The organism is Pseudarthrobacter sp. NIBRBAC000502770 (assembly GCF_006517815.1).
In the GTDB taxonomy this organism is placed as follows: Bacteria; Actinomycetota; Actinomycetes; order Actinomycetales; family Micrococcaceae; genus Arthrobacter; species Arthrobacter niigatensis.
Genome location: NZ_CP041198.1, coordinates 1823278 through 1835397 on the forward strand (window position 1 = coordinate 1823278; position 12120 = coordinate 1835397).

A 12120-nucleotide genomic window follows, 5' to 3' on the forward strand; every position below is an offset into this window, starting at 1 on the left:
GCCGGGCTAGGGCATTTCGCCCCGGCAAGCCGGCATGACCTTTGGCCCTGCCCCAACATCCGGTCCGGGGCGAATGTTAAGGGGCCACCATCAACCCCCACTCCGGAGCCCACCATGAACGCCGTCGTCCTCTACGACACCGCCTATGGGAACACCCGCACAGTCGCCGAATCCATAGCGTCCGCGCTGGGACTGGGTGCCTCCGCCGTTCCGGTTGACGGTTTCGATCCAGCCACCCTCTGCCCGGGCGACCTGCTCGTCGTCGGGAGCCCCATCAATGGCTGGAAGCCTACTGCCCGCATTGCTGAATCCTTGGCCAACCTCGCCCGCCGCGGACTGAACGGTGTCCACGCCGCCGCATTCGACACGCGGGTGAAACTGTTCATCCACGGCGACGCCGCCAAGAAAATGACCAAATCCCTGGCGGAGGCCGGTGCCACCATCGTCTCCGGGCCCATGGCCTTCTATGTCAAGGGCAGCGAAGGTCCGCTCCTGGAAGGTGAGGTGGAGCGGGCCGCATCATGGGCGGCAGACCTGGCGGCCTCGTTGCAGGGCCATGCGTAACCGGGGCCGAAGGCGTGAACCCGCTAACGGTGGAGCGGTTCGTCGACGGCGCACCGGACCACCCACGGCCTCTAGAGTCCTAAGGCCCTGTCGTGCCGGGGCATGGACCGCGAGGCTGGTGCAATGACTGAACCAGGCCCGCAGCCGCAAAAGATCCACATCACCGAACAGCCCGTGGCAGTGGTCCGCGAGCGGGTTCCCATGGACGCGCTCACCAGTTTCTTCGGCCGGGCCTTCGGTGCGGTGATGTCCGCGGTCCAGGTGCAGGGCGCCAGTCCGGCGGGTCCGCCGTTTGCGCGCTACCACGGAATGCCGGGCGAAACGGTGGACGTCGAAGCCGGGTTTCCTGTCACCGGCAACTTCCACGGCACCGGCGAGGTGGCCAGCGCGGTACTCCCGGACGCAGATGCCTTCGAAGCCATCCACACCGGTCCCTACGACACGCTGGCTGCCACGTATGACGCCATCCGGCAGAGCATGGAAGCGGACGGAGCCACCCCGGCGGACTCCATGTGGGAGTACTACCTGACCGATCCTGAACAGCAGCCTGATCCAGCCACCTGGCAGACCAGGGTGGTCTGGCCACTCGCCTGAAGCTTCGGCAGGCCCGTCCCGAGGAGGGCACCATGGCCAGTCACCGCCCGGGCCCCCAGCCTGGGACTGCCGTTGCCGGCGCCGGCGACCAGCACGGCTGGGCGCACCTCTACCTCGTGGCAGGGGCGTCGTCGATCCTTTTCGTGTTCCTGTTGATCGCCGCCCTGGTGCTCGACTTCATGGCGCCTCCCCCTGTGCACGGCGGGGCCGCGACACTTGGGTTCATCGCCTCGAACAAGGCCGGCTATGTTGCGGAGCAGATCCTGTGGATCCTGCCAAATGTCTTGCCGGTGCTGGTGTTCACGGCCCTTTTCGTGGCGTTGTCGACGGTGCGGAGAAGCCTGCCCCTGATAGCGCTGATCTTTGGTGCACTGCCCTGGGCGCTGCTGCTTGCGGTACCGGTCAGCAGCCGGGGCTCCCTGAACCTGGTCTACCTCAGCGACCGCTTCATGGCTGCCGGGTCGGAGGACGAACAGCGGATTTACGCTACCGCAGCTGAAGCCATCATCGCCGAGAACAACACCCCGGCAATCGTTGGCGTGCTCTCCGCCCTCGGGATCCTGCTGATGGGCCTGGCGATGCTCAGGGCCGGACAGGCAATTTTCCCCCGCTCCCTGGCCTGGGTCGGCATCGCCACCGGGGCCCTGGGGGTGGTCAGTGAGGTCCTGCGCCACGCGGCCCCCAGCTTCTACTGGGGTTACGGAATTTTGCTGTGGATATGGTTCGTCGCCACGGGCATTGCGCTGATCCGCCTGTCGCGCTCTGCTGCCCTGCGTCTCCGGCGCGACTGACCTCCGGCGCCCCTGATCAAGGACCTTGGTCCCTAAAGCCGGTACGGGCCCTTTGAGATGGTGGTTGGGCCGGGAAGGTGCGCAACGCTGGAGTCGCGCCCCTTTGGTGGCCGTGCCGGAAGCGGGCACGGCGTGCAGCCCCATCCACGGGGCATGATTTTGAGGAGGACACGGCTTATGGCAGGTACGTTCGAACTGTTTGTCGATGATGATTCACAGATTCGGTTCCGGCTTGTGATGCCCGATGGACACGTGCTGGCGGTTTCCGGACAATTCGCCGACAAGCAGGCGGCCGCCGCTGCCATCGAGGAGGTCCGCGAGTGCGCCGGCACGGGCCTGATCCAGGACGTGGTACCGCCGCGTCCCGGTGTTGTCCGCGCCTCCCCGCAGCACCCCCGCTATGCCGTGCACCGTGCGCCGCGGAGGCTCAATAACCTCGGGGCCGCCTGAGTCCGGCCTGGCACGGAACCCGCCTTTCGGGCAACCCATTCAGGTAGTGGGGCACGTCCAACGACGGGCCCCACTGCTTTGTCCGCGACGGCGTGCCTGCCCGCTGCGCTAGAAGCTTGAGGAACTGCCGGATCCGGAGAAGCTGCCGCCGCTGCTGCCGTATCCGGTGGTGCCGCCACCACCCCTGGCTGAATTGACGCTGCTGACCCCCGTATTGAAGCCGGAGTTGAAGGTGGCCACGGAGAAGAACGTGTAGGACGGGTACACCGTGCCGAGGATGCTCGGTTCGTACGTCCGCTGCCTGCGGTGGTCCGTGCCGCCGTGGGCCGTTTCCATCTGTTCCCGCATCAGCCGTGCTTCGCGGTCTGTCCGGGCGAAGCCCTGGATCACGGTTTCGGCATGGTTCTCCAGCAGCTCCGAGAGCCGGGAACGGGCGCTGTACAGCCGGTCCAGGGCCTCCTCCGGCGTGATCCGCCGCTCGGCCAGTGCGGCCGTCCAGCGCTCAATGTCCCGCAGGCTTTCGTCACGGAAGGACCGGAGCGCCGTGGCAGTGGCCGAGTCCCCCTGCCCGTGGCGTTTGGCCAGGAGCTGCTCCAACCCGGCGAGGTCTTTACGGAAGGGAGCAAGCTGCCGGTCCCAGGCCGTAGGCCAGGTATCGGCACGGTTCAGCAGGGCATTGCTGTCCGAGATGACGTCGTCCAGGGCGTCCAGCTCCGCCGCACTGTCGGCGAACCGGCGGGCCAGCTTGAGGTTCTTCCTGCTGCTCAACGCCCGCTTACCCAGTGCGTGAACCTGGTTGGACAGCTCCGTCGCTGCGGCATACTTGCTGAGGAACGTCCTGTGTTTCTCAAGGACCTGGCTTCCGTAGCGGGATGATTCCGGGATAGTGCCGGCATTCAGTTCCGTAACCTCCAGGTCCATGCTGACGTTGGAGTAGCTGCGGTCCCCGCGTTCAATCTGCTTTCGGCATCCGCTCCTGGTCACGGCACGCACAATCAGCCAAGCGGCTGCACCCAGGGCCGCGGTTCCGGCGAGAACCCAGGTCGTGACCAGGAACGCCGTCGAGCGGTACCAGGGCTGGTTGATGAGCTCTGCCCCGCGGCGGATTCCGGCAACTGTGCCGTCGGTCCACTGGGCGTCGCGAAACAGTTCCTTGGACGCATCCTGGATGTCGCTGCGCTGCTCGAGGGACACTTTCCGGTCCTCGCCCATGTACGTCCCCACGTGCCGGCCCACGGGGTCAAGGGCGAAAATGAACAGTCCGTCGGCCCATTTTTGGCCGTCCGGGCTGATCCACTCCGGGTGCGTGGACCGCGCGAAATTCAGGACTTGTTCGTTGAGGTTGTCCGCCGGGGTGCCGTTGTAGGTGAAGACAGCAACACGGGTGGGCTCATAGAACTGGATGCGTTCGACGGCGGGCACCAGCGTGTTCTGGTCAAGCACCCCTGCGGTGTCCGCCACGATGACGGCCACAGGCGCCACCGCGGTGCCGGGGGCCGCGGCGCCGACCAGCAGGGCGGCGAGGGCAAGCACCACCACGGCTATCCGGCGCATGATGCTGCCCATGTTCCTCCCCACTGTTTAGAATCAGGATGAAACCAGGGAGCAGGGCCGCCAAAGGGCCTAAGGTCCTGTGAAGATCGTGTTGGTCAGGAGCGCAGTGCCGTGGCGCAGGATGCAGGGTCCATTGTGGCCGGTTTTGACGGTTCGGAGGAGGCTGCGGCCGCCGTCCGCTGGGCGGCGCGCCACGCGCACGCCATCGGTTGCCCCCTTCATGTTGTGCACTGTTCGCTGTGGCCACTCCTGACCCGGCACCTCGGTCCGGTTCCCGGTGTGTCAGGCAGTGGCCTGGAACAGTCCGCCCGGTCCATCCTCGAAGACGGCGTGGCGGTTGCCACCGCGGAAGTACCCGGGCTTCAGGTCAGGAGCACCCTGCTTCACGGATTGCCGGCGCAGCTGCTGGCCGAAATATCCGCGGGCGAACGCATGCTGGTGGTGGGCAGCCGCGGCCTGGGCGGCTTCCTTGGCCTCCTGGTCGGCTCGGTGAGCCTTGAACTGGCAGCCACTGCCGCCTGCCCTGTCGCCGTGATCCGGGAGGAACACCACCCGGCCGGACCCGTCGTCGCCGCCGTCGATGACTCGGGTTCCCCTGCCGCGCTGGATGACGCGTGTGCGCTGGCAGCTGTGTGGCACGCGCCCCTCAAAGTGGTCCATGTCCGGCACCAGCCTGCGGGCTACCGGCTGCTGGAAGGACAGGACGCGGCGGCCGGCGCCCAGGCCGTCCTGGCGTCGGCCTTGAACCGTGCAGCGGCTGTGGCGCCCGCGGTCCGGGTGGAGACGGAGTTGCTGACGGACAGCTCGGTCCCGCACGCGCTCCTCAAAGCCGCTGAATCGGCCCGGATGATTGTTGTGGGCACGCAGGGCCGCGGAGTGCTCAGGGAAACCATTGGTTCAACGGCCCACGCAGTATTGCATCACGCCCGCGGACCCGTCCTTGTCTCACGGCGGGGCGGATGACGCACAGTACTCCGGGTGTCGGGCCGGTTGCCTGCCGGGCCTCCGCCTAAGCTGGTCGCGTGACCCCTGTTCCCTCCCCCGGCCCGCTGGACGTTGTGGTCCATTCCGGACCGGCGGACTGGTGGGTCATCCTTGCCGGTTTGGGGCCTCTCGCGGTTCTCACAGCTGCCGTGCTGGCCTTTTACATCAACTGGCGCACGCTCAAGCAGCGCACCGCTGCGGACAAGACAGCGCTCGACCAGAAACGCGAGGCTGACGCCAACGCGCTGCAGCAAAAGACCGAGGCGGACAGCCGGGCGGAGTGGTGGCGCCGGACCCAGTGGGCGCTGGACCGGGCCTTGGATCCGGATGAAGGCACCAAGGCGCTGGGGCTGGCGACGCTGGAAGTCCTGGCCAGGAGCGAATTGGCGCGCACCGAGGAACTCGAGCTGTTCGACATCGCCTGGAAGAGCGTGTCCGGCGACGAGAACGGGGACGATGCCGCGCCCGAGCCCGGTTCCGGGCAGGAGGCGGCCTTCGTGGACGACCGCCACAACTTAGGCGAGAATGGAACAACGGATGAAGACAGCAGCAAGGAGGTTGGACCATGAGTGCAACGTCGCCTGAGCACCGGTACGTCCACGCTCCGCGGAACAGCGCTGCCAAACCCGCCCAAAAGAAGACCACCCCGGCCGAGCACCGTGTCCAGGTTGCCGCCGCGCGGCTGCGGGTCACGCTGGATGAACGGCTGGGACGCGAGACGCCGGCAAAGACCAAAGCGCTGGCCAAGGAACCGATCTAGCGCGCCTTGCCGGCACTTGGGGGTCGACGACGCGTGGCGGGTTTTGGTGGTCAGCTGTCCGATGGACAGCCGCGAAGCGAGTACGGACCCGGTGACCAGTGGCCGCGGTAATCCTGAGATGTGACGCAGAGGTCCTGCGCCGCTGGAACTACCATGCCGTCGTCGAACAAGTGGCCGGATCCGGGATATTCCTTGACCGCTGGCGCGCGGACTCTTGTCCCGGCGTTGATCCCGGCAGCGAGGCGTGGCTCGTCGTGGAGGGCAGCACTGAGGCTTCCAGTGGCTTGATCGGCCACGGGTTCGTGACGTCCCAGCCGTACCGAATTGCGGCCCCCGCCGATCCCGGACCCGCTCACTGGTTCTTCTGGGTGGCCTGGGATTCCCTTCTTCCGCTTGGCGAGCAGGTACGGCCCGGACTCCTGGGCGAGGCACTCACCGACGACCTTGCGTCGAGGGCGGACGGACCGTCCCTGGTGACCCTGCCGCCGTCGTCCGTCCCTGTACTGCGCCGGCTGTGGCGCGCCCACGCGCCGTCCACGGCGGATCCCCTCGAGGTGGCGGGTGGAACCTTTCCTCCGGAGACCCTCCGCACCGTCCGCGTGAACCGGTACGAGCGCGACCCCGACGGGCGCCGGGCGTGCATTGCGTTCCACGGCACGCAGTGCGCCGCGTGCGGCTTCTCGTTCGAGTCCGCTTACGGCGTGGCAGGGGTGGGAGCAATCGACGTCCACCATCTAGTGCCCCCGGAGATCCTGGACGGCGCTTATCAGCTTGACCCCATTGCGGACCTTGTCCCGCTCTGCCACAACTGCCATGCCATGGCACACACCGCGACCCCGCCGCTGACCGTGGGTGAACTCCGAAGCATTATGTCCGCGGTCGGCCACCTAAAGGGTGAGGTGGTCACGGAGGTGGCCCTCCAAGCGCAGGAAGATGCGCGGCGGATCCTCGATGGCGGCCGGATGTAGGCTGCTGGACTATCTTGGGACCATGGCGGAGCCGGGCCGGAAGGAATACGGGGTAGACCCCGAGGAATTCCGTTCTGCCCAGGTTGATGCGGCCGCCCTGCTGGATGCCGGATTGGGCGACGTCGATTGGTCGGTTCCACCACCGGGCGCCGTCCGGTTCACCATCGACGTTCCCAGTGGGAAGCTGGCCGCCATGGCCTTGGGCAAGCCGGATGATCCCAGCGTGGTGCTGGTGCCCGGCGCCACCGGGTCGAAAGAGGATTTCTCGCTGATGATGCCTGGCCTCGCCGAGGCCGGCTACTACGCCCTGACGTACGATCTGGCGGGCCAGTACCAGTCGGCCGGCGCCGGCCCCGAGAACCTGGTGCCGCCCCGACAGCACTACGACTACCAGTTATTTGTGGACGATTTCCTGGCAGTCCTGGAAACCACAGCTACCCCGGCCCACGTGGTGGCCTATTCCTTCGCCGGCATTATCGCCCAACTCGCCTACGTGCAGCGGCCCGAACTGTTCCGGTCCATCACGTTCCTGGGCTGCCCGCCGGAACCCGGCCAGACCTTCCGGGGCGTGAGCCGTATTGGCCGGTTCAGCACATGGGTGAACGGGCGGGCTGGTGCAGCCCTCCTGATTTGGGGCATCCGGAGCGGCCGGGTGGCACATGTGCCGCCGGGACGGCAGCGGTTCGTCAACTACCGGTTCCGTTTCACCCGCCGCGCCTCCGTCCGCGATATCTACACCCTGATGCAGAACGTCCCGGACCTTCGGGCGGAACTGGCAGAGGCGCCGCTGCCCAAATTCGTGGCCGTGGGCGAACATGACCTGTGGCCGCTCCAGTTGCACCGGCTGTTCGCCCAGGCAATCCGGGCCCGCATAGGGGTGTACCGGGGCGGGCACAGTCCGTGCGAAACATCCCCGCATGAGTTCAGCCGCGACCTCCTGGCCCTGTACGCCAGGGACGGGGACGCTTAGCACCCAGGCAGCCCGCCGCCGTCGTGCCTGGTCAACAAGGCGCCGCAGGGCGTCAAAGTTCCGTTGCAGCCCCGACTGGTCACCCCCGGCCAGCACCCTCCCCCTGCGTGCCGTTGAACTTACGACGCCGGCAGGCACCGTTGGAGATCCGCCGCACCCACTTCCAGACACCGGGCCTCCAGGGCTACGATCTTCCGGCACGCTCCAACGCCAGGGTGGGGGCCAGCGGCAGAGGGAGGACACCGACGTGGCCGGACGAGCAGGAATGAACGGTCCGCATTGGCGGCGGGTGCTGGCAACGCTTGGCAACACGGACGCGAGGATTGCGTACGCGCAGATCGTACTGGGAGCCGCTCACGCCGACCTGCTGCCCGATGTGAAGCCGCAGCGGAGGCAGCGGGCCCTGGCGGCCCTGCTTGAGTCCGGGCTCGTGGGGCGGCAGGCGTCGGGTGTGTTGATTGCGCAGGACTCCGTGTTCAGCGACTTCAGCGACCTGCTCGCCCAGCAGCCGCGCCGGCAGCAGCGGACCGGACTGGACAGATTCATGCGTCTGGGGCGGATCGAGCGATACCCCGCCAACGTGGCCGAGCGGCGGGCCCTGCTGGCAAGGATCGCCAATGAGATCATCGAACCCGGCGAGAAGCTCACGGAGAGGCAGATCAATGAGCGGCTGCTCAGCTATACCGACGACGTCGTCCTGCTTCGCCGCTACATGATCGACTTCGGCCTGCTGCAGCGCACGGCCACGGGCTCTTCGTATTCTTTGCCGGAATAACCAACTGCCCGCCGTGTGATGGCGTGCAGTAGCTTGGACAGCATGGGCGAGACGCCGGGCTTGAGGCCTGCAGGCAGTCGGAAGGGGGCCATCGCTTTCGGCGCGGTGGCACTCATGTGTGTTGTGGCAGGCGGGTTGGTCGCGGCAGTTACCGGGCCGCTGCACCTTGAGCACGGATCGTGGGCCGCTGCCTATCTGGTGCTCGTCGGAGGAGTAGCCCAGGGCGCGTTGGGCATCGTCCAGTACTTCCTGGCGGCGCAACGCTTTGTGGGGTGGAGAGTTATTGCGGAATTGGTGGCGTGGAACGGCGCGTCCGCGGCAGTTATTGGCGGGACGCTGGTTGGTAACCCGTGGGTTGTGGATGCCGGCGGCGCAATGCTGGTTGTTTCGCTGGCGTTGATGTTCCGGACTGTTCACTGGCGGAGCGCGATGTCTGGTTGGGTCCCCTGGGGATACCGGGCCCTGTTGCTGGTGATCGCCGTCAGCATACCCATCGGGCTGGTGCTGGCTCACTTTCGCGCTCCGTGAACTCTCCTGCGGCATGACAGGCCGCGCCGCCGATGGGATCTCGCCTAGAATTCTGACATGCCTACACTTGTTCACGAGTTCACCTGGCCGGATCGGGTCGTCATCGGCACCGTCGGAGCTCCTGGTGCGCGCACGTTCTACCTGCAGGTACGCGCCGGGGCGCAGCTGGTGAGCATCGCCATGGAGAAGCAGCAATCGGCCCTGCTTGCGGAGAAGATCGATGAAATACTCGACCAGCTCATCACCCTGGACGGCAACCCGTTCAGCGTTCCCACCGGCACGCCCGTCGAACTGGTTGACAACGATCCGCTGGAAGCCGTTGAGGAGCAATTCCGGACTGGCGCCATGGGCCTGGGTTGGGACCCGGCGACGGCTCAGGTGGTGATTGAGGCTTATCCCCTCACTGAAGCAGATGCTGATCCGGATGATGAAGCATTGGACCAGGACGGCGTCGAGGCCCCCGAAATGCTGTTGGTGCGGATGCCGGTGGGCACCGCCCGAGCGTTCACCAAGCGCACGCGTGAGGTTGTGGGCGCGGGCCGTCCGCTCTGTCCGCTATGCGGATACCCGATGGACCCCGAGGGGCACGTCTGCACCCCGCCAGAACTCTAGTCCTGACGGCCTGCCGGCCAAGGACTACGAGGATTCGGACTCGATGGCATGCTCGATTTTCTGGAGGGTAGCCGGTCCGGCTGCGATTTCAATGACGCCGCCGTCTGAGCCCAGGGTGATGATCCGGAAGTCCAGCGGCACGTCCTGTTGATTGTCGTGGCGGTTCGCTTTCCGCACCGGGACGTCCACAACCCCAACTCCAGTGAGAGTCCTCCCGCGGCCACTGGGGGTCAACGTGTCGTCGACGATGGGCTGGAATTCGATCCTCTCTGCGCCGGGGACAGCGATTCCCATCCGCCAGACGCTGTTCAAGGAGCCCAGCGATGATTGAGGGAATCGCAGGAAGACAACCAAGTCGCCGTGTTCATCGAGTCTCTCCGCGGCCGTCTGGAACCGCTTCGTCATGAAGAAGACGACGCCCCCGATCATCATCGCGTAGAAGATGGCGTTGGCCGCGGCGTCGTCGAGGCTTTGCCCGGCGATAAGGCTGGCCGCCAGGATGACAGCGCAGGCTGCTGCGCCAACCAGGACGGCCCGGAGCGCGGGATGCATCTCGCCCCACTTCCTCATGGCGCCATCCTAGGGGCAGGATTTTCCCGCAGCTACGGCCGCATCGTTTGGAACGTCTAAGTGATGACGCGCCCACTCTTGAGCGAACCTTGCGCCCATCGTGGGTTGCCGTTCAGCAACGGGTCCTATCGTTGGGGCCAGGATCCGGCCGCTGGGGCAGGGTCTGGAGTTGGACAGGGCCGGCGGCTGGAGCATCCCGAGACCGGATGCAGCCCCCCAATCCGCCGCCGGCCCACACCGCCTTGGCTGCAGCCGCCGCAGTTCGTCCCAACACAGGCGTGACAAGGATTTGCGGCAAAAAGTCGTGCCCCGTCCACCACCCGCCCGAAATGTCAGACCCTCCCTTCATGATGAGTACATGGGAAGCGGCACGGCAGCACGGGCGTTTGAGGCGATCGAGGCTGCCTTGTCCGTGCTCCGTGGCGAGGTAGCCAGAGCCGCAAACGGACCGCTCGCACAGAGCGATCCCTTGGCCGCCGTCGCCGATGAATGCCTGGACATCCTGGCCGGAGTGGCCCGCACCGAAGCCCGTGTAGCGGCGCTGAAAGCCGCGGCTGCGGCTGCGTTCGCGGAGTCAGCGCGGTGTATGGCTCCCCCAGACATGCCGGTGCAGGCGCAGGAAATGGCCGTCGCCGCGGAGGTGGGCTGCATTCTCGCCATCGGTGACCGCGCCGCCGGTGCACTTCTGGCACAGTCTTACGCTCTCACCACCTCTCTGCCCCGGACCTTGGAAGCGCTCACGGAGGGAACCATGTCGTGGCAGCACGCCCGCGTCATGGTGGACGAAACCGCCACCCTCAGCTCGAAGGCCGCGACCGCATTGGAAGCCCACTTCCTCGATCCGGATGCGCCGAACGCCGCCCGGGGGTGCCCCGCCGGGGAGATGCCGGCGTACCGATTCCGGCACAAGGCCCGCGTCTGGCGCGAACGTCACCACCCGGAGAGCATCGAAAAACGGCATGCAAAGGGCATCGAAGACAGGTGCCTAGAGTTCTCTCCGGAGCAGGACGGCATGGCGCGCTTGTCCGCACGCCTGCCGGCCGACCAGGCCATGGCCATCTGGAACCGCTACACTGCCATCGCCCGAGGGCTCCAGGGACGCAACGAGGAACGCACACTCACCCAGCTTCGCGCGGATCTGTTCGCCGCCACTGCGCTTCGCGGGGGCACCGGCTGCACCGGTTGCTGCGGCTGGAACGGGGTCGGAGTGGACGAGGCCGGAAACCCACCGAAGGGGCTCGCCGATGTGCAGGTTCCCCGGGCGGAAGTGCTGGTCACCGTCCCCGTGTTTTCCCTCCTCGGAGCCACCGACGAACCCGCCATGCTTGACGGCTATGGCCCCATCCCGGCTTCCATGGCACGGGACCTCGTAGCTAATGGAGCCGCTTCGTTCTACCGGGTGCTCGTGGACCCCCGCGACGGCGCGCCGCTGGAAATCGGACGCACCAGCTACCGCCCCGGGAAGGCCATGCGAAGGTGGCTGCGCTTGCGGGACGGCAAGTGCCCCTTCCCTGGGTGCAACAACAATTCCCTGGACAACGAAGCCGATCACCTGCTCGCCTGGCACCAAGGCGGGACCACCGGCATCAGCAACCTTGGCCAACCATGTCCAAAGCACCACCGGTTGCGGCACGTCAGCAGGTGGCGTCCAACGGCTGCATCGAAGAATGAGCCGCCCGGCTGGGTTTCGCCCTCAGGACGCAAATACAGGAGCGAGCACCAGGACTGGGAACCGCCAGAGTTGCCTCCGCCGCTTCAGGCGCGCGCTGGCATCCTGACTCAACCAGGCCGCGACGCAATGATGCCGAATAAAGGCACAGTGGACTACTTCCGCCCGCCAAGGTCCCACGTAGAAGAATGCCTGGCCGAGTACCTCGCGGCGCGGTGAGCGGTGGTGTTCTGGAGATTCGTCCCGGGAAACACAATGGACCCCGCACAGAACGTGCGGGGTCCATTGAAGCCGGCTGTAACAGAACAGGCCGTGCCGCCGGCGTACCGGC

At 66.5% G+C, this 12120-nt stretch carries 15 protein-coding genes; 13 read left to right on the top strand and 2 right to left on the bottom strand.

The features are described from left to right. The first annotated feature begins 114 nt into the window (after window positions 1–114). The 4 genes from NIBR502770_RS08755 to NIBR502770_RS08770 all read left to right on the top strand — a co-directional run bounded on the left by NIBR502770_RS08755 (window position 115) and on the right by NIBR502770_RS08770 (window position 2399). On the top strand, window positions 115–564 hold the full coding sequence (locus NIBR502770_RS08755; RefSeq protein ID WP_141181689.1) for a flavodoxin family protein: 450 nt from the start codon (window positions 115–117) through the stop codon (window positions 562–564). A gap of 123 nt (window positions 565–687) precedes the next feature. Then, window positions 688–1158 (top strand): GyrI-like domain-containing protein, encoded by a 471-nt coding sequence (locus NIBR502770_RS08760; protein ID WP_141181690.1) that lies wholly within the window; start codon window positions 688–690, stop codon window positions 1156–1158. A gap of 32 nt (window positions 1159–1190) precedes the next feature. Beyond that, window positions 1191–1949: a DUF4386 family protein gene (locus NIBR502770_RS08765; RefSeq protein ID WP_141181691.1), complete on the top strand. Its 759-nt coding sequence runs from the start codon at window positions 1191–1193 to the stop codon at window positions 1947–1949. Between the two features lie 177 nt (window positions 1950–2126). Continuing rightward, window positions 2127–2399: a DUF1508 domain-containing protein gene (locus NIBR502770_RS08770; RefSeq protein WP_141160275.1), complete on the top strand. Its 273-nt coding sequence runs from the start codon at window positions 2127–2129 to the stop codon at window positions 2397–2399. 108 nt (window positions 2400–2507) lie between these two features. Here the strand turns inward: NIBR502770_RS08770 and NIBR502770_RS08775 are convergent, their stop codons facing one another. After that, the gene (locus tag NIBR502770_RS08775; RefSeq protein WP_141181692.1) at window positions 2508–3965 is read right to left on the bottom strand and encodes a DUF5129 domain-containing protein; all 1458 of its coding nucleotides are present in this window, start codon (window positions 3963–3965) and stop codon (window positions 2508–2510) included. Window positions 3966–4064: 99 nt separating this feature from the next. Here NIBR502770_RS08775 and NIBR502770_RS08780 point away from each other — a divergent pair, with 99 nt between their 5' ends. From NIBR502770_RS08780 to NIBR502770_RS08815, 8 genes are all read left to right on the top strand, one after another. Then, complete coding sequence (locus NIBR502770_RS08780) at window positions 4065–4916, top strand: universal stress protein (RefSeq protein WP_141181693.1); 852 nt, start codon at window positions 4065–4067, stop codon at window positions 4914–4916. 59 nt (window positions 4917–4975) lie between these two features. Continuing rightward, window positions 4976–5506 (top strand): hypothetical protein, encoded by a 531-nt coding sequence (locus tag NIBR502770_RS08785; RefSeq protein ID WP_141181694.1) that lies wholly within the window; start codon window positions 4976–4978, stop codon window positions 5504–5506. Further along, complete coding sequence (locus tag NIBR502770_RS08790) at window positions 5503–5697, top strand: hypothetical protein (RefSeq protein WP_141160271.1); 195 nt, start codon at window positions 5503–5505, stop codon at window positions 5695–5697. The genes NIBR502770_RS08785 and NIBR502770_RS08790 overlap by 4 nt, the downstream gene beginning before the upstream one ends. 98 nt (window positions 5698–5795) lie before the next feature. Next, on the top strand, window positions 5796–6665 hold the full coding sequence (locus NIBR502770_RS08795) for an HNH endonuclease (RefSeq protein ID WP_141181695.1): 870 nt from the start codon (window positions 5796–5798) through the stop codon (window positions 6663–6665). A gap of 22 nt (window positions 6666–6687) precedes the next feature. After that, complete coding sequence (locus tag NIBR502770_RS08800) at window positions 6688–7635, top strand: alpha/beta fold hydrolase (RefSeq protein WP_141181696.1); 948 nt, start codon at window positions 6688–6690, stop codon at window positions 7633–7635. A 247-nt stretch (window positions 7636–7882) separates the two neighbouring features. Continuing rightward, the gene (locus NIBR502770_RS08805) at window positions 7883–8410 is read left to right on the top strand and encodes a DUF2087 domain-containing protein (protein ID WP_246857451.1); all 528 of its coding nucleotides are present in this window, start codon (window positions 7883–7885) and stop codon (window positions 8408–8410) included. A 42-nt stretch (window positions 8411–8452) separates the two neighbouring features. Then, window positions 8453–8938, top strand: coding sequence for a hypothetical protein (locus NIBR502770_RS08810; RefSeq protein ID WP_141181697.1), 486 nt, complete (start codon window positions 8453–8455; stop codon window positions 8936–8938). Window positions 8939–8995: 57 nt separating this feature from the next. Continuing rightward, complete coding sequence (locus NIBR502770_RS08815) at window positions 8996–9550, top strand: DUF3090 domain-containing protein (RefSeq protein ID WP_141160267.1); 555 nt, start codon at window positions 8996–8998, stop codon at window positions 9548–9550. A 24-nt stretch (window positions 9551–9574) separates the two neighbouring features. On the opposite strand, the gene NIBR502770_RS08820 is transcribed toward NIBR502770_RS08815, so the two are convergent. Continuing rightward, a complete protein-coding gene (locus NIBR502770_RS08820) occupies window positions 9575–10120 on the bottom strand; it encodes a hypothetical protein (RefSeq protein ID WP_141181698.1) in 546 nt (181 codons plus the stop codon). A gap of 358 nt (window positions 10121–10478) precedes the next feature. On the opposite strand from NIBR502770_RS08820, the gene NIBR502770_RS08825 reads away from it, so the two are divergent. Then, the gene (locus NIBR502770_RS08825) at window positions 10479–12008 is read left to right on the top strand and encodes an HNH endonuclease signature motif containing protein (RefSeq protein WP_141181699.1); all 1530 of its coding nucleotides are present in this window, start codon (window positions 10479–10481) and stop codon (window positions 12006–12008) included. Window positions 12009–12120 lie beyond the last annotated feature (112 nt).

Bases quoted from the DNA above. Each gene is read 5' to 3' on its own strand.
- NIBR502770_RS08755 (WP_141181689.1), top strand. From the start codon at position 115: ATGAACGCCGTCGTCCTCTACGACACCGCCTATGGGAACACCCGCACA.
- NIBR502770_RS08760 (WP_141181690.1), top strand. From the start codon at position 688: ATGACTGAACCAGGCCCGCAGCCGCAAAAGATCCACATCACCGAACAG.
- NIBR502770_RS08765 (WP_141181691.1), top strand. From the start codon at position 1,191: ATGGCCAGTCACCGCCCGGGCCCCCAGCCTGGGACTGCCGTTGCCGGC.
- NIBR502770_RS08770 (WP_141160275.1), top strand. From the start codon at position 2,127: ATGGCAGGTACGTTCGAACTGTTTGTCGATGATGATTCACAGATTCGG.
- NIBR502770_RS08775 (WP_141181692.1), bottom strand. From the start codon at position 3,965: ATGGGCAGCATCATGCGCCGGATAGCCGTGGTGGTGCTTGCCCTCGCC.
- NIBR502770_RS08790 (WP_141160271.1), top strand. From the start codon at position 5,503: ATGAGTGCAACGTCGCCTGAGCACCGGTACGTCCACGCTCCGCGGAAC.
- NIBR502770_RS08800 (WP_141181696.1), top strand. From the start codon at position 6,688: ATGGCGGAGCCGGGCCGGAAGGAATACGGGGTAGACCCCGAGGAATTC.
- NIBR502770_RS08810 (WP_141181697.1), top strand. From the start codon at position 8,453: ATGGGCGAGACGCCGGGCTTGAGGCCTGCAGGCAGTCGGAAGGGGGCC.
- NIBR502770_RS08815 (WP_141160267.1), top strand. From the start codon at position 8,996: ATGCCTACACTTGTTCACGAGTTCACCTGGCCGGATCGGGTCGTCATC.
- NIBR502770_RS08820 (WP_141181698.1), bottom strand. From the start codon at position 10,120: ATGAGGAAGTGGGGCGAGATGCATCCCGCGCTCCGGGCCGTCCTGGTT.
- NIBR502770_RS08825 (WP_141181699.1), top strand. From the start codon at position 10,479: ATGGGAAGCGGCACGGCAGCACGGGCGTTTGAGGCGATCGAGGCTGCC.